The organism is Bacillus sp. FSL K6-0069 (assembly GCF_038007785.1).
GTDB lineage: Bacteria > Bacillota > Bacilli > Bacillales > Bacillaceae_G > Bacillus_A > Bacillus_A mobilis.
Genome location: NZ_JBBOXN010000001.1, coordinates 2,578,131 through 2,597,062, shown reverse-complemented (window position 1 = coordinate 2,597,062; position 18,932 = coordinate 2,578,131). Strand labels below are relative to the sequence as shown.

The window sequence follows — 18,932 nt, the reverse complement described above, 5'->3', positions numbered from 1 at the left end:
GCTGTCTATCTTCAATAAGTTGCGACAAATATATAAGGATTAAAAATAAAAAACTGAAAATTAATAATATATTGACCTATTGATAGGAAGTACTATAGAATGAAAGCGATAACAAACGATTGCTTTAAAATAATTTCCCTGATCTTTTAGTAATTACGAATATATGTAGACGGAATCAAATATATTTTTTTAACAATTAATGCAAACGTTTTCGTAATAAAAAAGATCATTGAAATACAAATGTGAAAATAGCCAATATGGGGGTGAAGTAAAAGAGATTTCTAGATTAATTTAAATAGTGTAATTTAGTACGAGCATAATAAATTGTGCCTACTATTTAAAGAAAGGGTGTATGTGGTGAAAATGATAAAAAGATTAGTTAACAAATCAATTTTATTACTTACTATTATCGTAATGTTATCATCTGTTTTCTCTTTTCAAAGTGTAAAGGCAGTTTCAAATTCGAAAACAACTGAAGTTATCATTCATTACAAAGAGCAATCTGGAAATACAAAGAACTGGAACCTTTGGACATGGGGAGAAAATGCAAATGGTAAATCATATGAATTTACTGGTAAAGATGAATTTGGAAAGTACGCTAAGATTAATATAGATGGTGAATATAATCGTGTAGGATTTATCATTTGTACAAATGAATGGGAAAAAGATGGTGGCGATCGTTGGATTGAAAATATAAAGGACGGTCGTGCTGAAGTGTGGATTCTTTCTGGTGATGATAAAGTATATAACTCTAAGCCTTCTTCGGATCTATCAATTCAAAAAGCAACTATTGATAGTTTCAATGAGATTACTGTAACGACTAATGTCCCGTTTCATATTAAGGAACGGAAAATTGAAATTGAAGGCATTAAAATAAAGAATATTAGCCCTTATGATAGAAACAGTGGAAATGTTACGAATAAGTTTAAAATAATTACGGAGCAGAAAATTGATTTAAAACAATCATACAAAGTGAAAATCGAAAACGTAGCTGATGCGTATACGGAAATCGGTAAAGTCATTCGTAGTGAGGAATTTGATGATTCATTTTATTATGGTGGTAACGATTTAGGTAATATATATACGCCGCAACATACGAAGTTCCGTGTATGGGCTCCTACTGCAAGTGAAGCGAAGTTAGTTACATATGAAAAATGGAACGATAAAATAGGTACTGAAATAAACATGCAACAAGGTGAAAAAGGAACTTGGAAAGCAGAACTTAAAGGGAACCAAAAAGGTCTCTATTACACATATAAGGTGAAAATTGGTGATAAGTGGACTGAAGCAGTTGATCCGTATGCACGTGCTGCTTCTGTAAATGGGGATAAAGGTGCAGTTGTTGATTTAGAAGAAACAAATCCGAAAAAATGGAAAGCAAACAAAAAGCCAAAATTTAAAAACCCGGAAGATGCTATTATTTATGAATTGCATGTACGTGATCTTTCTATTCAGTCCGAAAGTGGCATTAAGCAGAAAGGGAAATATTTAGGCGTAACAGAAAAAGGAACAAAAGGGCCTGAAGGTGTGAAAACAGGACTAGATCATATAAAAGATCTTGGTGTTACGCACGTTCAGCTTTTACCAATATTTGATTATGCATCAGTAAATGAAGAGAATTTAAACGAACCACAATATAACTGGGGATATGACCCGAAAAACTTCAACGTTCCAGAGGGCTCCTATTCTACAAATCCATATGAGCCTACTGTCCGAATAACTGAATTAAAGCAAATGATTCAAACACTGCATGATAATAATCTTCGTGTTGTAATGGATGTAGTATATAACCATATGTATAATGCTGCTGAATCTAATTTTCATAAGTTAGTTCCAGGTTATTATTACCGTTACAATGAAGATGGAACATTTGCAAATGGAACCGGAGTAGGAAATGATACCGCTTCAGAACGAAAAATGATGAGAAAATTTATGGTGGATTCGGTCACATACTGGACAAAAGAATATAACTTAGACGGATTCCGTTTTGATTTAATGGGTATTCATGATTATGAAACGATGAATGCAATACGTAAAGCTGTTAATCAAATTGACCCTTCTATTATATTGCATGGAGAAGGCTGGGATTTAAATACACCTCTTGCAGCTGAGTTAAAAGCAAATCAAAAAAATGCGGAGAAAATGAAAGGGATTGCTCATTTTAACGATAATATACGAGATGGATTGAAAGGTAGTGTATTTGAAGAGAAAGAAAATGGCTTTGTAAATGGGAAGGAAAACATGGAAGACCGTATTAAAAAAGGGATTACAGCAGGCATTGACTACGATATAAATTCGTCTACATATCAAGATCCGGAGCAGGTGCTAACTTATGTGGAAGCACATGATAATCATACATTATGGGACAAATTTGAGTTGACGAATCCAGGTGACAGTGAAGAAGTGCGAAAACAAATGCACAAATTGTCTTCTTCGATTTTATTAACATCACAAGGTATTCCATTCTTACATGCAGGACAAGAATTTATGCGCACGAAATATGGTGATCATAACAGTTACAAATCTCCTGATTCAATTAACCAAATGGACTGGTTACGCCGTGCAGCATTTAATAATGAAGTAGATTATATGAAGGGCTTAATAGAATTACGCAAAAAGTACCCAGCTTTTCGAATGACATCTGCAGAACAGATTAAAAAGCATATAACTTTTATCGATGTTCCAAAAAATGTTGTCGCATATTCAATAAATGGAAACGGTAATGGGAATAAAAGCGAATACTTTATGGTGGCTCACAATGCAAATAGGGAAGACATTGACATAACGCTTCCATCAAAAGGTCCTTGGAAAGTACTCGTGGACGGTAAACTAGCAGGTAGTAAAACACTTTATGTTGTCCATGATAATAAAATTAAAGTTCCTGCGTTAAGTTCATTAGTTTTAAAAACAGAGAAACCAATTAAATAAATTCAAAAAGCGGAGTGAATGTTGTTTTCACTTCGCTTTTAAAGTTAAAGTACTATAATTTCACGTACTGTAATTTTATTACAATTTAATAAATGAAATAAACAAAAGGAGGAGAACTCACTAAGGTTCTCCTCCTTTTTATGTGTAATTAGGATTTCCATAATTGTAGTTACAAGAATTTTTGAAAATAGAAAAAGGCAAGGCGATGAACAGATTTACAAAGTGACGAGAAAATGACAAAACTGTAAGAATGCACGAACGTTTGTAAGAAAGTTCGATGTTTTCCTTTTTCTTTTTTTATTAAAGTGAAAAAGAAGAAAGCGATGTCATATGAGGTTGATATTTAGATGAGTAAAATAACCAAAACTATTCATGTAATGAAGGTATATGGCAATTGGTAAAACACCTTACAAAAAAGGAGGTATTTGAATATGTCTTTTTCTCAATTCAATATTGATATTTTTCGAGCAATTAATGATTTAGGTAAACAATATTCATCCTTAAACTCAACCATGGTATTTTTGGCAGAATATATGGTATATATTTTAGCTTTAATTATTTTAGCTTATTGGTTTACTGGGTCCAGAAAAAGTAGGATGATGGTTATTCAAGCGATGGTTGCTTTTGTAATTGCTGAGGTGATTGGAAAAATAGTAGGGGAATTTCATCTGAATTATCAACCATTTGCAGTATTGCCTAATGTTAATAAACTTGTCGACCATACTGTAGATAATTCATTTCCTAGTGACCATACGATTCTCTTTTTTTCGATTTGTTTTTCGTTTTGGCTTGTTCGTAAAAAAACTGGATGGTTATGGCTTATACTTGCATTTAGTGTAGCGATTTCTCGTATTTGGGTAGGGGTCCATTATCCATTTGATGTTGCAATAGGGGCTTTAATAGGATGTGTTGCAGCGTTATTTTCGTATTGGTTAGTACCGGAATTTGCTTTTATCCAGCAATTACTTACTCTATATGAAAGAGTAGAGAAACATGTTTTACCATCCAAAAACAAATCAAAGGGATTTTGAGTATAGAAATATAAAAAAGACGTTATCCTTTCCTATAATTCTACAGAAAGGATAACGTCTTTTTCGTTTTATCGAAAGTGCAAAATATTAGATTTATAATGATGTATAGGGAACCCATAGTTGAATATAAGTCTCTTCAACTCTATCCAACCATTCAAAATAGCTTATTTTTGTATTAAAAAGTGTACCTTTTAAAATGACGTGATTTCTATGAGTACATTAACAATCCCTATGTAGATATTTAAATAGGTTCTCTATATTTATTGTATATAAATTATACAATAAATATTTTTTATATTACATACATTAAATTAACCTTAACCTCTCTCTTTTCCTATAATCCTCTTTACGCTTTTGGATTGGCTTTTCGGTTTTCTTGACCAGGCCAATGAATAACTACACATAAACTCCTTATATCTATAGATAAACTACTGATTAGCTCCATATAGACTCTAGATAACATATATAGAATACAAGTTATCAAGGAGGTAAGAAAAAATGAATTTTATGAAACGCGCAATTCTCAGTTTGAAAAAAAGGATAGGAACATCATTAATTTTAATGGCAGTATTTCTGATTGTTACAAATTTGGTTCTTTCAGGATTCACAATCCAAAATGCATCAAAAAAGGCAGCTGATGCTGCAAGAAAAAAACTTGGTGCAGATGTTACTTTAGGTCTTGATTTCGACAAATTAGGTCAAAAAGCTCAGGAAACTGGAGAAATGCCAAAGCCACCGCAGCTCGATACAAAAGAAATAGATCAATTAGCGAAATCCAAGTATGTAAAAGACTATAATTACATAGCTAACACTTTCGGTATTTCTGATGGACTTAAACTAGTAGGAGCTTCAGATGAAGAAGAAGGGAAAGGTAAAGTGGGAATGGCGGCTGTGCGAGGCGGTTCAAGCTCTGGTACAGAAATAGATATGAATGCTTCTTTTATGATTGAGGGAGTCCGCAAGACTGCATTACAAGAAAGCTTTAAAAACGGAAAAAGTAAAATCATTGATGGAAAACCAATTACAGAACAGATGAAAGATCAGAATGTAGCTTTAATGGAAAAACGATTAGCGGAATTAAACAATTTGAAAGTAGGAGACAAAGTAAAAGTACAATCAGGGGATAAGAAGGAAACCCTCGAGATTGAAATTATAGGTATTTACGAAACGAATGAACAAGCAATGGGTCAACAGGCTCCTCCTATTATGGATCCAGCTAATAAACTATATACGCCACATTCAACTATGAAAAAATTAGAAGTAGACCAAGGTATAAGTAGTGTTCAAGTCGTGTATTTCTTGAATGATCCACAATATATTGATGCATTTAAAAAAGAAGCAAAAAAATCTAATATTGATTTTAATTATTATAAATTAGATGCGCATGATTCATTGTACAAACAAATGATTGGTCCTATCGAAAATATCTCTTCGACTTCTCAAATGATTATTTATATTGTATCGATTGCAGGTGCGATTATTTTAGGATTAATCATTATGCTATCAATTAAAGGACGTCGTAAAGAAATGGGAATTCTATTGTCTATTGGAGAGAAAAAGTGGAAGCTGATGGCGCAGTTCGTAGTAGAAGTAGTGTGTGTCGCTATTTTAGCATTTGGATTATCCATAACAACAGGAGCTAAAGTTTCTCAATATATCGGGGATAATTTACTTTCGAATGAAATTGCTACAACAAGCGAAGAAACGGACAACATGCGAAATAATAGTACTGTAATGATGTCTGGACCTGGTGGCACGCTACAAAATCAAAAAGAAGATCCAATTGATAAAATTGATGTAAGTGTAACAGGAGAAGATGTAGGGAAAATGGGAGGGATTGGACTAGCTATTGCTATAATAGCAACGCTTCTTCCGGCATTATCTATTCTACGTTTAAACCCAAAACAAATTCTTTTAAAAGATGAATAAGGAGGCTTAACATGGAAACGATTTTACAATTTAAAAATTTGGATTATTATTATGAAAGTAATGGGAAAAATGTAGCGATACTAGACAATGTTAACTTTTCTTTTCAAAAAGGACATTTCTACACGATTTTAGGACCATCTGGATCTGGTAAAACTACAACTCTAAGCTTAGGTTGTGGACTGGATGTCCCTAAAAATGGTTATGTACTGTATAATGGCAAAGATATTCGGAAGATTGGTTTAGATCGATACCGTAATCAAAATGTATCTGTAATTTTCCAATCTTATAACTTAATTACCTATATGACAGCTCTTCAAAACGTCTTAACAGCAATGGAAATTACAGGTGTCAAAGTGAAAAATAAGACGGTAAGGGCATTAGAATTATTAGAGAAAGTAGGACTCACAGAAATAGAAGCGAAACGAAACGTCTTGCAACTAAGTGGTGGGCAACAACAACGTGTAGCAATTGCTCGAGCATTATCTTGCAATGTTGATTTACTTATTGCAGATGAGCCGACGGGAAACCTCGACGAAGAAACGGCAATGGATATTATAGAACTGTTTCAAGAACTTGCACATAAAGAGAATAAATGTATTATTGTTGTAACGCATTCACAGGAAGTTGCAAAAAAATCCGATCGTGCAGTGTATTTAAGTAAGAAGAAGTTGGTCGTAAACCACATCTAATACAAATATCTTAGTTTTTAAATCCACAAAATTTTCAAAAAAACAACCATTTCAAAAGCTTATATTTGATATATAATAAAATTAAACCATAATCAAAATGGTCTCCCTGTATTGAATGTGAAGATAGTTTGTTGTTTCCTTTTTAACAATATTTGAAAAAGAACTTGTAGGATATTCTACAGGTTCTTTTTGTTATGATTAGTTACCTATATTATTGAGGAATCACATATAAAAAAAGGGACGGTAATTAGATCATAGATCTAATTACTGTCCCTTTTAACTGTTTATCTACATAGTTATTGAAGAATTAAACCTACTATCATAATTAAACTAAATACTATCATCCAGCCAAATGCACAATAGCCGAAGATTCTAATCCATTTAGGTAATTGATTCATGTTAACCTTATTTGTGGGAACTCCTTGCATAGAAAACATCATTTTTTGGTCTCTATCCCTATTATTTTGTTGTTCATACATAACATCATCACCTTTCTAGAACTATTGTGTTTATAGTATATCTGCCTGAAGAAATTATGTACAGAATAGAAGGGGCTAGCTTATATCTAATGTGAAAAATTTTATAACTAAAGAAGTTTAATTGTCCATGTCTCTATGCGCTAACCATTTGGAATAAAGAAGTGATGTATCAGTTATACTATGTAATATTTCTTCATTACTAAATATGGTGGTAAATATGACTAAGCAAACAATTACTTTATTTCAAGTTTCTATGATACTCATTGGTAGTATTGGGATAATTAATCATGTCATTATGATTCCTATGTTATTAGATACATCAGGTAGAGATTCATGGATTTCTATCATATTAGTAAGCATTTTATACTTGCTTTGGATTTCAATAATATTCATCATATATAAAAACATAAAAAATGAACATTTGTTTTTGTGGCTAAAAAATAATTTCGGGAAATTCAGTGTATATCCAATCATATTCATAGTTGCACTTTATTTAATAACGATTGGTGTCGTTGCACTAAAAGAAACCTTAACCTTTTTCTCTTTTTATTTACCAGAAACACCTCACTTTGTATTAGGAATACTTTTTTCTTTGATTTGTCTCTATAATGCTACAAAAGGAATTCAATCTATTGCACTTACAACAGGTGTTTTGTTACCAATTGTATTTTTACTTGGTTTTTTTGTAATGTTTGCAAATGTTCCACATAAAGATTATTCTTTACTTCAGCCAATGATGGAAAATGGAATGAATCCAATATTTAGGGGAATGGTTTATCCTGCAGCAGGATTTCTAGAATTAATTTTTATTCTTTTTTTACAACATCATATTTGTTCAAAAGTAAAATTATATCAATTGATTGCTTTAGGTATTGTTATTATTGGTATCACAATAGGCCCAGTTATGGCAGCTATTATAGAATTTGGTCCCTTCGCAGCAGCAAACCAACGATATCCAGCATTTGAAGAATGGAGACTTGTGTCAATAGGAAGGTACATTGAAAATTTAGACTTTCTCTCCGTGTATCAGTGGCTTGTAGGGATCTTTATTCGTCTATCGCTTGTTGTTTTTCTCATTCCAGATTTGTTATCAATTACAAATCAGAAAACAAGAAATGGGGTTATGTTTACAATACTTTTATGTATTTTAGTAATAAGTATACTACCCATCAGTGACTCTAGTTTCTATTGGTTTGTATCTCAAATTGTTTTACCAGTTTCAGCATTAGGACTATTTTTGTTTTCTATATTACTAATGGTGTTTGTGTGGGTTGTTAAATTTAAGAAAAGCTCTTGAAAGAGTATGAGAATGTATTTTATATAAGGTTGCTGAGTTTGAAGGAGACAATGTAGATGAACAAACGAGTAGAATTAAACAAGAAGATAATACTAGAGTGGTTTGAAGGGTGCAACGATGTAAAAGTAATAAAGCGTGAATTAGATGAAAAAGAAAAAATAAGGTCAGTATTGTTTATTTATTGTCAAAACTTAATTGATAATACAAAATTAAAACAAGCCACATCATCTCAAGTTTGCAAAAATCTTTTAAGTAATTCTATAGAAGAATTTAACCTTTCAACATTAATTCCTCAGTTATCAGTAAAGAAATTAGATATAGTAAATTCGAATGAAACTATATCTAAGATTATATTTGAAGGTAACCTCCTCATTATTTTTGAAGAATCTAAACAAGGGTATATAGTTGATATTGCCCAAATACCTACAAGATCAGTTGAGCAAACAAATACAGAGATGACCATTCGTGGTGGACGTGATGGATTTGTTGAAGAGTTAAACATAAATATAGGATTAATTAGAAAAAGGCTAAAAACAAGTTCTCTTAGTTATGAAGAATTTATTATTGGAGAAAGAACACAAACTAAAGTAGCCCTCTTGTATTTAAAAGATATTGCATCCCGAGATATCATTAATCAAGTTCGATTAAAATTAAGACAAATTAAAATAGATGGGATAGTTTCAAGTGCACAGATTGAAGAATTAATTACAAACAATCAATTTAGTGTATTTCCTTTAGTTGAATATACAGGACGTCCTGATTATGCTGTGAATTGTTTGTTGTATGGGCGTTTTATTTTATTAGTCGAAGGGTCACCGACAGCCACTATTGCTCCAGTTACATTTCCTTTTTTTGTGAATACATCTGAAGATCAAGATTTTTTCTATATATTCGGTAGCTTTGTACGGCTTGTAAGTCTTTTGGGGATAGCAATTTCTATATTTCTTCCAGGAATTTGGATAGCATTAATTACATATCATCCAGATCAGATTCCCTATACGTTGTTAGCTACATTAAGCTTATCAAGAGAAGGGATTCCTTTTCCTGCTCCTTTAGAAGGGCTAATAATGATGACCCTATTTGAAGTTTTGAGGCAAGCAGGATTGCGTGTTCCTGCGGTATTTGGTCAAACATTATCTGTGGTAGGGGGATTGATTATTGGACAAGCCGCCATTAGTGCTGGAATTGTTTCAGCATCTATGGTCATTATAATAGCAATCTCGGTTGTTTCGACATTTGCTTTAACTAATCAGTCGGTAACAGGAATAATAAGTATATTGCGATATATAGTATTTGTAGTGTCTTCTTTATTAGGTATAGTAGGATTTATCTTCTGTGTTCTTGTGATGGCGATACATGTAGTGAATTTACGATCTTTTGGAGTCCCATTCTTTACACCATATTCACCCCCTGTATTTAAAAGTATGCTAGCAGCCACATTTAGAATTCCTTTCACGTATATGAAAAAAAGACCAAAAGAATTGCATACTCAAGATAATACAAAGAAAAGAGAGAGTACCGATGAAGAAAAATAAAAGAATAGTTATATTTCTTTTTATAATGTGTACATTTCTAGCAGGGTGTTGGGATCAAAGAGAGTTGCATCACGTTTTGTATATAAATAGTCTAGGTATCGATTTTAAAGATAATAATTATATCATTCGTCCGCAATTTATTAATTTTTCTAACATAGCTAAACAAGAAGGGAGCACTACTCGTAATTATAGCCAGGCCTATATTGGAAAGGGAAAAGGACCCATTTTAGATGAGGCAGCATTTGATTTTTATAAGGGGGCTCAACAAGAAATCTCATGGGAGCATCTCAAAACAATTGTTGTAACAGAGCGATTTTTAAAACATGGTGACATAAATCAATTTAATGATTTTTTCTCTCGTTTTTTTCAATTTCGAGACACTATGTGGATATTTGGAACTAAGGAACCTCTAGAAAATATATTAGCGAACAATAATATTTTAAATATTTCTCAATTATATACAATCATTAATTTACCAAAAGAGATAACCAAGCAATATACAATAATAGATCCTTTACCTTTATATAAATTCCAAAGAAATTATTATGAACCTGGGATGACAACTCGTATTCCTTTCTTAGCTACGACTAAAGCATATTGGAAAAAAGGGCATACATCATTTCCAATGTTAAAATTTAGTGGTTATGGTTTTATAAGTGATAAATCCTATATAAATCATTTAAACAGCCATGATATTGCTGGGATTCGCTGGACGGATGAAAATACGAAACGAGCTCCATTACTTTTAAAATTTAATCAGAAAATTATTGGACATATAGTATTGAAAAACCCGAAGATAGATACAAAACATTTTGTGAAAAATGGAAAGTTACACATGCTTATGAACATCCATTTCGATGCTGATATTTTTCAATTAATACACTCTATGACTGTAAATGATATTAAAAAAATTGCAGAGGCCCAAGTTGAAAAAGAAATTAAAAAAACGTACCGAAAAGGAATCGAAAGAGGGATTGACACGTATCAGTTATCCCATTCTTTATATCGGCAGAGTAATAAATTATGGAAAAAACACAAAAAAGAGGGGGGGATATCTCTTCAAAATAAAGAATTAGATTTAAATGTCTCGATTAATATAGCTACAAATGGAAAATCTAAAAATAAGCGTAATATGATTGAGCATTAGAATGGTTGAAGGTGAGAGGAAACATAAAATATTAACTCTAAATAGGAGATTCGAACGTGAAAGACCATTCCGGTGTGGTGGCATCTTCAATAGTTAGACAACGAAGGAGGATATTGCCTCCTTCGTTGTCTAAAAACACGCTTACATTTCTTGGTGTTTAGATAAAGTAGAAGTCTTTCAAACTATATGTGCTGCAAAATAGGAACGGCTTAAACTTATTACTTTGATTTATTCTTTACTTTTAAAGAATCTAACACTATTTTAGTTGCGTCCGCAATAAGTTTATCCTCATATTTCGCATCCTCTTTAGCATGATTAGAAAGTACCGCAAGAACAATTGGCTTTTTATTTGGTGGCCAAATAATCGCGATATCATTCCTTGTTCCATAAGACCCAGAGCCAGTCTTATCGGCTACTTCCCATTCTTCTGGAACTCCAGCACGGATTAAGTTGTCCCCCGTAGTATTTCTTTTCATCAAATCAATTAAAAAGTTCCGTTTCTCAATTGGAAGGATATCACTTAGCGTGTAAGTTTGAAGACTAGTAGCTAATGCCATTGGGGTACTAGTATCACGAGTGTCACCTGGCTGTACTTCATTTAATTCTGGTTCAAAACGTTCAGGATTTGTAACGGAATCTCCTATTTCTCTTAGTGATTTTTTGAATTCACTTGGCCCACCTAATTGTTTAAGAATAAGATTTTGTGCAGTATTATCACTATATCGAATGGAAGCATCTGCAAGCTCCTTCAGAGTCATACCTGTATCTACATATTTTTCTGTAATTGGATTGTAATTCACAAGATCTTTGCTGGTATACTTAATTTTTTGATCTAAATCTTCTATTGATTTCTTTTGTAACAGTGCTCCAACAGCAAGGGCTTTGTGGGTAGATGCGTATGCAAAGCGTTCATCTGAACGATAAGTAACAGTTTGATTCGTACCTGTGTCCAATGCATAAATACCGAGTTTAGCATCATATTCTTTTTCAAGCTTTACAAAAGAATGCCTACTTGTATTTTCTTGTTTGGCTTGTTTCGGTGGTTCGGATTGAATATTACTATTGAAACAGCCTATAAGCGTTACACATGAAAGTAATACTACAGGTAGCACCTTTTTATAATGTGCAATGTGAAAAAACTTCTTTGAAACTATCATACATTTTCAACCTCTTTCAAGAATATATGGATTTTGTATACCTATACAATTAACAAATGCACTGGATAGCACTACTCTTGTATTTCTTATATTACAAAATGAGAGGACTATCAAGAACACCTTTTTTATACGTAATAGACAATCTAAGTAACACATTTGTTCCATTTATGATTGAATTTTTTTACATATCTATTTACTTTGTTTTTAAGCATCGCAAACTCCATTTTTTGAACTCCACTTAATTTAATATGGATTTAGATTGAGTTTTTCTTGTAACGGGAATTTCAATTGGATAGCCCATATATAACAACCTCGTTTCGGATAGAATAAGTAATAACAACTACTGATTTTATTTTAAGATTGGATGGTAGAAATAAAGATCTAAAAAAAACGAAAAGTCCACTTATTGATTCCTAATAAGATTATACTTACTACAAAAACAAACAAACTCGTCCTACTAAGAGGGGAGTTTGTTTATTGTTTAGATAAAGGAATGTTCATGCAAAATTGCACACTGTGTTCCATATTTTTTATAGAATACTTTATATTTAGCGTTTCAAGAATTTGTTTAACAATATATAGCCCCAAACCACTTCCTCCAGTATTTCGATTCCTAGATTTTTCAATTCGATAAAATGGTTTGAAAATTTGTTGTATATCTTCATCTTTAATATTGACACCTGTATTTATAATTTGCATTTTGATTTGACCATGTTTAGAATCCTTATTTAACTTTATATAGACTTTTTCATTATGTGGTGAATACATAACTGCATTATGGATAATATTTTTACATGCTTTTTCAAAAAGAACACGATCTGTATAAACAGAAAAGTCAGAGTCAATTTCTTTTATTATTTGGATGCTTTTTTGAGAAGCGAAAAATTCGAGATCTTTTGTGATTGTACCTATTAACTTTAAAAAATTAACCTCTTCTATTTTTAGTTTAAAAGTGTGTTGTTCTAACTTTGACATACTTAAAATTTCACGAACTAATTGTTCCATACTTTCAATAATTTGATGATTTTTCTTTAAATATTGATCACGATTTTGATAAGGCCCAATATTGTATATCATCCCTTCTAAGTATCCTTTCATTACAGTAAGAGGGGACTTTAATTCATGTGCCACAATCGCAAAAAACTCTCTGCGTTTAGTTTCTATTTCTCTTTCTTTTTCAATATCATTTTTTAATTGTTCATTTACTTTTTTTAAATCAAACATAGCTTGTTGTAAGTTAATAGACATGTCATTCAAACTATTAGATAATTCTCCTAACTCATCTGTAGAGCGAACCTCAATTTTTTCGGAGAAATCTAAATTTGCCATCTTTTGTGCACCCTCATTAATATAAATAAGTGGCTTTGTAATAAACCTGGAATAGAAATAAGCACTCCCTATACCAATTACGAGTACAATGATACTAATATAGGGGAGAAAACGTACTAATACTTGCGAAGCTTCATCTATCGGTTGAAATGTTGCGAACACTACAAGCGTTAAACTACCATCTTGGAATTGAATTGGTTCCGTAACATTATACGAATTGCTAATAGTACCCGTATTATCAATTCGTGTTGCCTTAGTAACTACTGTTGTTTGTGTACCACTTTGAATAAAAGAAAATGAAGGCGAGTAAATAATTACTCCTTCTTTATTTTGAAGCGAAAGCATGGCGTTATTTTTTTTTGCGTATTCATCAAAAAGTGGTATCGCATCTTGAAACGTAATATTTTTGGACTTATCAATTATCTCTTTTATCCCTGTTTGAAGTTGATCTGTTTTGTATTGCTCATAAAACGTAGGGAGAAAGAAATATAAAGTTAAATAAATCAACACTGCAAAGGATAACAAAATGAGAGATGTAGTCATAAAGAGTTTATAAGTAATTTGCTTCATCTTCATGACTTTTAAAATTTTATTCATCAACTTTATAACCAATACCCTTTATTGTTTTAATGTAGGGGATAGCTAGTTTTTTACGTAGGTTTTTAATATGTGTATCTATTATTCGTGTTTCCCCAAAATAATCGTATCCCCAAACTTTTTCTACGATATTTTCTCTTGTCAGTACTTTTCTCTCATTTTGAAATAGGAGTTGTAGAATTTCGAACTCTTTTGTCGTTAACAAAATTTCAACATCATTTACATATACTCGATATGCATCAACATCAATGCACACTTCTTTAAATACCAAATGATTATTTATATTTTTATCATAACTTCTTCTAAGTACAGCTTCGACTCGTCTAATCAAAACATGAAACGAAAAGGGTTTTGTTATATAATCATCAATCCCAAGATCGAACCCTTTCATTTGATCTTCCTCTTCTTCTAACGCAGTTAGCATAATAATTGGTATGTTTGACTGACTTCGAATCATTTTAGCAACTTCAAATCCATTAAGATTGGGCATCATTACATCTAGAAGAACTAAATCAAAGGATTGCTTATTAAATTGTGTCATACCCTCTAGTCCATCTGAAGCAACTACCACTGTATACTGTTGTGTCATTAAAAATTGTTTAATTAATTCCTGAATTTCTTGATCGTCCTCAACCACGAGGATATGATAGTTTTTCATAATATCACCTCTGGTAGTCATTATAGCCGTACTATCTGTAGTTTATGTGGAGATACAGTAGGAAACTTCATAAGACGTTTAACATATTAACTCCATTTTTCAAGATTGTGTATTCTCCGTAAAAAAGTAGTATTACCGAACTTCCCTTTTTATGGAGAAATATTTGTGTGCATAAAAAAACTTATCATATAGAAAACTGAACGATTAATATTTACGAAAAACTAATGTATAATAATGTAAAATGTATGTAGTTTTTTAAACTTTTTGAAAATATATTTTCGGAACTTTAATAGAAGGGAGAAAGGGAGATGAATTTAAATATAAAAGAAGCTGGCGAAATTCTAGAGCGTACGCCACAAACTTTGGAGTTTTTTTGCTAATTTAGTAAAGGCCTAAGGTGCGAACTAAGGATTATTTAAATTATGTGAGAAAGGTTGTGAAATTATTTGATGGGTTATAAAGTGATGCTGTTTGATTTAGATGATACGTTACTTGATAGGGATAAAGCAGTAGATAACTTGTTTTTATTAGTTTTAGAAAAGTGTTATGAGGATGTTAGTGATACAGTCAAAAACAATATGTTACAGAAATTTAAAGAGTACGATAAAAGGGAATATGGCATTAGTGATAAAACGATAGTTATAGAATCATTATTTGATGAATTCGCGCCGAAATATAGATTGCCGCGCAAGTATATCCAAGATTTTTGGAATGAACATTTCCCTAAATGTTTTTCAATTGACCAAAATACTATTCATTTCTTAAATCATATAAAGAAACACTTTAAAGTGGGAATAATAACAAATGGCTCAACTCAGAGGCAAAAGGCTAAAATAATTAATACGAATTTAAACAATTACTTTGATACAATCATTATTTCGGAAGAAGTGGGATTGAGTAAACCTGATAAACGTATATTCGAACTAGCATTAAGTAAGCTAAATGCACAGCCGGAAAATACCTTATTTGTTGGGGATGACTTAGAAAAGGATATTGCTGGTCCTCAAAATGCAAATATAAAAGGTGTGTGGTTTAACCCTCAGAAAATCAAGAATACTACCCAAATACAACCATATGCCGAGATTAACACTTTGGATAGTTTGTTAAGTTATGTTACTCCACAATATTTTTATAACAAGTAAAAGCAATTTCATATATATATTCAAAAATATAAAAAAGAGAAACTATCATTAATTTCATTGACCGTATTAATACTAAAAAGTATATATTTACAATAAAAAATAGAGGCGATTTTAATAGCTACGGCTAATTTAATCTATGATTAATACTAAGTTTTGTAAAACGACTTTACTCATACTGTGTAAATTATATAGGGGTGGGACTATGAAGATAAAGAAAGTAGTAGTCGATGGAATCAATATTGCGGTCATTAGAAACGATAAGGTATTAATATCGGATGTTCAGTCTGCATTAGATACTATGGCAACAGTTCAATATGAGGTAGATGCAAAACATATTATTATCCCAAAATCTTTAATAAGCGAAGACTTCTTTGATCTAAAGACACGTCTTGCGGGCGATATTCTTCAAAAGTTTATAAACTACAAGGTAAAGTTTGCTATTGTTGGGGATTTCTCTATGTATACTAGTAAAAGCTTAAAGGATTTTATTTATGAATGTAATAAAGGTAGAGATATATTTTACTTATCAACTGAACAACAAGCAATTGAAAAACTAAGTACATTAAAGTAATAATTATATCCTGCTAAATTCCCTCATTTCACTTAGTTCATGATTATATACGATATAGAAGAACTGATGTTTGTGATAAACTAAGAGGTGAATAAAGGGGGAGTTTTCTTGAACAAATTTAATGATGTAATTGGAAATTTAAACAATATAATTTACAAACCTAACAAATTAATAATCACGAATCTAAAAGAAGAACAGCAAAACGCAGAATATGCCGGTTGTTTATTTCACTTAAATAACAAAACTACCCGTTTTAGAGTATCAAAAATTACGCCTAATAAAATCGGGCAATTTGTTTCTTTTTGGGAGAAAGATGACAATATGCAAAATCAAGCATTTTCTTATGACGCTGCTCCTGACTTATTAGTTATCACTTGCATTGATGATAATAAACTAGGACAATTTGTTTTCCCTAAAGAAATTCTTCTTAAAGAAAAAATATTGAAAACGCAAAGTCAAAAAGGCAAAATGGCTATGAGAATATATCCGCTTTGGGATACTCCTGTTAGCAATCAAGCGAAAAAGAGCCAATTGTGGCAACTTCAATATTTTGTTGATTTAAGTGATGCTAATAATTTACCTATAGATAAACTATTAAATTTGTATTTGTAGCTTCTTTTCTTATGTAATCTAGTGAGTTGGACTTTTTGTACCGGTACAGTTAAATGAAATGTACATTGTTTCAGGACCCCCTCAAATTTACAATCAGCATATGCTATTTTAACTTATACATGTTAAGGGGTGCTGACTATGACAAGTCTACAACATAAGCTTTTTACAAGATTGAATCTTGCAAACCGTACTGAAGTGAACTTTGAAGAATTAAACACAATTCTCTTTGCATTCGCACACACTATACCATTTGAGAATTTAGATGTTATAGCACGTAATGCGAATACAATTACTATGGAAAATTTACAGAATAAAATTTTAAATACGTCCCGCGGCGGACTTTGTTATGAATTAAATACTCTTTTTTACTACTTTTTACAAGATTGTGGTTATGATGTACAACTTGCACTTGGTACCGTATATAAAAATGAAATCAACGCATGGGCACTTGAGGATGGACATATAACGATTATTTTAAATTATGATAACGTACGATACTTAATTGATGTAGGTATTGCTTCTTTAGTACCTCTAGTCCCTGTACCTTTTACTGGTGGGGCTGTTTCCTCTAAAAATGGTACGTATCGAGTGAGACGAAAAGATACAAGTAAAGGAAATTACGTTCTAGAAAGAAAAGATACGAACGGTGAGTGGAAAGTTTGTCATGCATTTTATAATCGTATCATTGATGAGGCAGTAGTGAATGATGTTCAAAAAAGAGTAATAGAAGATGAGAAATCTATTTTCAATAAAAGACCAATTGCAGTTAAATTGACGGTCTCTGGCCATGTCTCTTTAACGAATACGAGTTTAACTGAAATCATTCATGGTGAAAAAGTGAAACGTGAAATTACAGAAGATCAATATAGAGCGTTTTTATATACTTTATTTGCTATTGAGTTGTGATGACACGAATAGCTAGCCGGTTCTTACGCAGAATCGGCTATTTTTATTAACTTTTATTTAAAATAACTATTAAAGTTTGATTTTCTAATTAGATATAATACACTAGAACAGTATGAAAAATTATAAACAATGAATTTTGAATGTAAAGGAAGATTTTTATGTCAATTATTGATAAATTGAAACTTAATAAGTATACAAATATGGTCGTAATTAATGAACCTAATGATTATGACATTTTTACAGGAAAAGAAACTGCATTTTCAAAAGAACACGATGCCATTTTTATTTTTGTAGAAACACTTGATGAAATGGTGAAACAAACGAATTATATTATTAGTAATGAAGAATTACTACTTGAAAAAGGCTACATATTCTTCGCGTATCCGAAAAAAGGTAATTCTCGTTACAGTACGTTTATTCACCGTGATGAAATGTTCCCAGCATTAAACGTTGGCGAAGATGGGTATGTAGGACAGAGTGATATTAAGTTTGCACGAATGGTAAGTATGGACGATGTCTTTACTGTAGTAGGTTTAAAGCGTGAAAAGAAAAAAGAGAAGAAAACGCCTGCTATGAGTCAATGTGTTGCCGATTATGCAGATCGTATTAAAGACGTTGAAGCACTCTTGGCTAATCATCCAAATGAACTTACGTTTTATCAAAGTTTAACACCTGGATATCAAAAAGATTGGGCACGTAATTTATTTTCTGTAAAACAAGAAAAAACACGTGATAAACGTCTGGAGAAAATGATTGAAATCCTTTCACAAGGTTATAAAACAATTGAATTATTCCGTAAGAAGAAAAAATAACGATAAGGAAGTCACAATGATGCAACAATTAATTACACTTAGCACATTGAAAAAAGAATTCCTTTCAGTATACTAAAGTATGTTCTTATATTTAAATAATTAGCAAAAGAGAA

At 31.6% G+C, this 18,932-nt stretch carries 16 protein-coding genes; 12 read left to right on the top strand and 4 right to left on the bottom strand.

Annotated elements, in window-relative coordinates; all coding sequences use genetic code 11:
* Nucleotides 1-357: 357 nt before the first annotated feature.
* The 4 genes from pulA to MHB74_RS13210 all read left to right on the top strand — a co-directional run bounded on the left by pulA (nucleotide 358) and on the right by MHB74_RS13210 (nucleotide 6,577).
* On the top strand, nucleotides 358-2,928 hold the full coding sequence (gene pulA / locus MHB74_RS13225; RefSeq protein ID WP_061679825.1) for a type I pullulanase: 2,571 nt from the start codon (nucleotides 358-360) through the stop codon (nucleotides 2,926-2,928).
* A gap of 431 nt (nucleotides 2,929-3,359) precedes the next feature.
* On the top strand, nucleotides 3,360-3,959 hold the full coding sequence (locus MHB74_RS13220; protein ID WP_061679827.1) for an undecaprenyl-diphosphatase: 600 nt from the start codon (nucleotides 3,360-3,362) through the stop codon (nucleotides 3,957-3,959).
* Nucleotides 3,960-4,457: 498 nt separating this feature from the next.
* Nucleotides 4,458-5,888, top strand: a complete 1,431-nt coding sequence (locus MHB74_RS13215; protein ID WP_061679828.1) for an ABC transporter permease — start codon at nucleotides 4,458-4,460, stop codon at nucleotides 5,886-5,888.
* Nucleotides 5,889-5,899: 11 nt separating this feature from the next.
* Nucleotides 5,900-6,577 (top strand): ABC transporter ATP-binding protein, encoded by a 678-nt coding sequence (locus MHB74_RS13210; RefSeq protein WP_061679830.1) that lies wholly within the window; start codon nucleotides 5,900-5,902, stop codon nucleotides 6,575-6,577.
* 296 nt (nucleotides 6,578-6,873) lie between these two features.
* Here MHB74_RS13210 and MHB74_RS13205 read toward each other — a convergent pair whose 3' ends face one another.
* Complete coding sequence (locus MHB74_RS13205; protein ID WP_002172101.1) at nucleotides 6,874-7,056, bottom strand: hypothetical protein; 183 nt, start codon at nucleotides 7,054-7,056, stop codon at nucleotides 6,874-6,876.
* 217 nt (nucleotides 7,057-7,273) lie between these two features.
* On the opposite strand from MHB74_RS13205, the gene MHB74_RS13200 reads away from it, so the two are divergent.
* The 3 genes from MHB74_RS13200 to MHB74_RS13190 are packed head-to-tail and all read left to right on the top strand — an operon-like array spanning nucleotide 7,274 to nucleotide 11,035.
* A complete protein-coding gene (locus MHB74_RS13200; RefSeq protein ID WP_061680484.1) occupies nucleotides 7,274-8,353 on the top strand; it encodes an endospore germination permease in 1,080 nt (359 codons plus the stop codon).
* Nucleotides 8,354-8,409: 56 nt separating this feature from the next.
* A complete protein-coding gene (locus MHB74_RS13195; RefSeq protein WP_061680483.1) occupies nucleotides 8,410-9,888 on the top strand; it encodes a spore germination protein in 1,479 nt (492 codons plus the stop codon).
* Nucleotides 9,875-11,035 (top strand): Ger(x)C family spore germination protein, encoded by a 1,161-nt coding sequence (locus MHB74_RS13190; RefSeq protein ID WP_061680482.1) that lies wholly within the window; start codon nucleotides 9,875-9,877, stop codon nucleotides 11,033-11,035. The genes MHB74_RS13195 and MHB74_RS13190 overlap by 14 nt, the downstream gene beginning before the upstream one ends.
* A 218-nt stretch (nucleotides 11,036-11,253) precedes the next feature.
* On the opposite strand, the gene bla is transcribed toward MHB74_RS13190, so the two are convergent.
* From bla to MHB74_RS13175, 3 genes are all read right to left on the bottom strand, one after another.
* Nucleotides 11,254-12,192: a class A beta-lactamase gene (bla, locus tag MHB74_RS13185; protein ID WP_061680481.1), complete on the bottom strand. Its 939-nt coding sequence runs from the start codon at nucleotides 12,190-12,192 to the stop codon at nucleotides 11,254-11,256.
* 474 nt (nucleotides 12,193-12,666) lie between these two features.
* Nucleotides 12,667-14,118, bottom strand: a complete 1,452-nt coding sequence (locus MHB74_RS13180) for a sensor histidine kinase (protein WP_061680480.1) — start codon at nucleotides 14,116-14,118, stop codon at nucleotides 12,667-12,669.
* A complete protein-coding gene (locus MHB74_RS13175) occupies nucleotides 14,111-14,776 on the bottom strand; it encodes a response regulator transcription factor (RefSeq protein ID WP_061680479.1) in 666 nt (221 codons plus the stop codon). The genes MHB74_RS13180 and MHB74_RS13175 overlap by 8 nt, the downstream gene beginning before the upstream one ends.
* A 449-nt stretch (nucleotides 14,777-15,225) precedes the next feature.
* Here MHB74_RS13175 and MHB74_RS13170 point away from each other — a divergent pair, with 449 nt between their 5' ends.
* From MHB74_RS13170 to MHB74_RS13150, 5 genes are all read left to right on the top strand, one after another.
* Nucleotides 15,226-15,918 (top strand): HAD family hydrolase, encoded by a 693-nt coding sequence (locus MHB74_RS13170; protein ID WP_061676396.1) that lies wholly within the window; start codon nucleotides 15,226-15,228, stop codon nucleotides 15,916-15,918.
* A gap of 202 nt (nucleotides 15,919-16,120) precedes the next feature.
* Nucleotides 16,121-16,489, top strand: coding sequence for a DUF4180 domain-containing protein (locus tag MHB74_RS13165; RefSeq protein WP_061679051.1), 369 nt, complete (start codon nucleotides 16,121-16,123; stop codon nucleotides 16,487-16,489).
* Nucleotides 16,490-16,597: 108 nt separating this feature from the next.
* Complete coding sequence (locus MHB74_RS13160; RefSeq protein WP_061679050.1) at nucleotides 16,598-17,101, top strand: MepB family protein; 504 nt, start codon at nucleotides 16,598-16,600, stop codon at nucleotides 17,099-17,101.
* 138 nt (nucleotides 17,102-17,239) lie between these two features.
* A complete protein-coding gene (locus MHB74_RS13155) occupies nucleotides 17,240-18,007 on the top strand; it encodes an arylamine N-acetyltransferase family protein (protein ID WP_061679049.1) in 768 nt (255 codons plus the stop codon).
* Nucleotides 18,008-18,165: 158 nt separating this feature from the next.
* Nucleotides 18,166-18,819 (top strand): YdeI/OmpD-associated family protein, encoded by a 654-nt coding sequence (locus MHB74_RS13150; RefSeq protein ID WP_061679048.1) that lies wholly within the window; start codon nucleotides 18,166-18,168, stop codon nucleotides 18,817-18,819.
* Nucleotides 18,820-18,932: the final 113 nt, after the last annotated feature.

Coding starts and splice junctions, on each gene's coding strand:
- MHB74_RS13220 (WP_061679827.1), top strand. CDS start 3,360: ATGTCTTTTTCTCAATTCAATATTGATATTTTTCGAGCAATTAATGAT.
- MHB74_RS13215 (WP_061679828.1), top strand. CDS start 4,458: ATGAATTTTATGAAACGCGCAATTCTCAGTTTGAAAAAAAGGATAGGA.
- MHB74_RS13210 (WP_061679830.1), top strand. CDS start 5,900: ATGGAAACGATTTTACAATTTAAAAATTTGGATTATTATTATGAAAGT.
- MHB74_RS13205 (WP_002172101.1), bottom strand. CDS start 7,056: ATGTATGAACAACAAAATAATAGGGATAGAGACCAAAAAATGATGTTT.
- MHB74_RS13200 (WP_061680484.1), top strand. CDS start 7,274: ATGACTAAGCAAACAATTACTTTATTTCAAGTTTCTATGATACTCATT.
- MHB74_RS13195 (WP_061680483.1), top strand. CDS start 8,410: ATGAACAAACGAGTAGAATTAAACAAGAAGATAATACTAGAGTGGTTT.
- MHB74_RS13190 (WP_061680482.1), top strand. CDS start 9,875: ATGAAGAAAAATAAAAGAATAGTTATATTTCTTTTTATAATGTGTACA.
- bla (WP_061680481.1), bottom strand. CDS start 12,192: ATGATAGTTTCAAAGAAGTTTTTTCACATTGCACATTATAAAAAGGTG.
- MHB74_RS13180 (WP_061680480.1), bottom strand. CDS start 14,118: ATGAATAAAATTTTAAAAGTCATGAAGATGAAGCAAATTACTTATAAA.
- MHB74_RS13175 (WP_061680479.1), bottom strand. CDS start 14,776: ATGAAAAACTATCATATCCTCGTGGTTGAGGACGATCAAGAAATTCAG.
- MHB74_RS13170 (WP_061676396.1), top strand. CDS start 15,226: ATGGGTTATAAAGTGATGCTGTTTGATTTAGATGATACGTTACTTGAT.
- MHB74_RS13165 (WP_061679051.1), top strand. CDS start 16,121: ATGAAGATAAAGAAAGTAGTAGTCGATGGAATCAATATTGCGGTCATT.
- MHB74_RS13155 (WP_061679049.1), top strand. CDS start 17,240: ATGACAAGTCTACAACATAAGCTTTTTACAAGATTGAATCTTGCAAAC.
- MHB74_RS13150 (WP_061679048.1), top strand. CDS start 18,166: ATGTCAATTATTGATAAATTGAAACTTAATAAGTATACAAATATGGTC.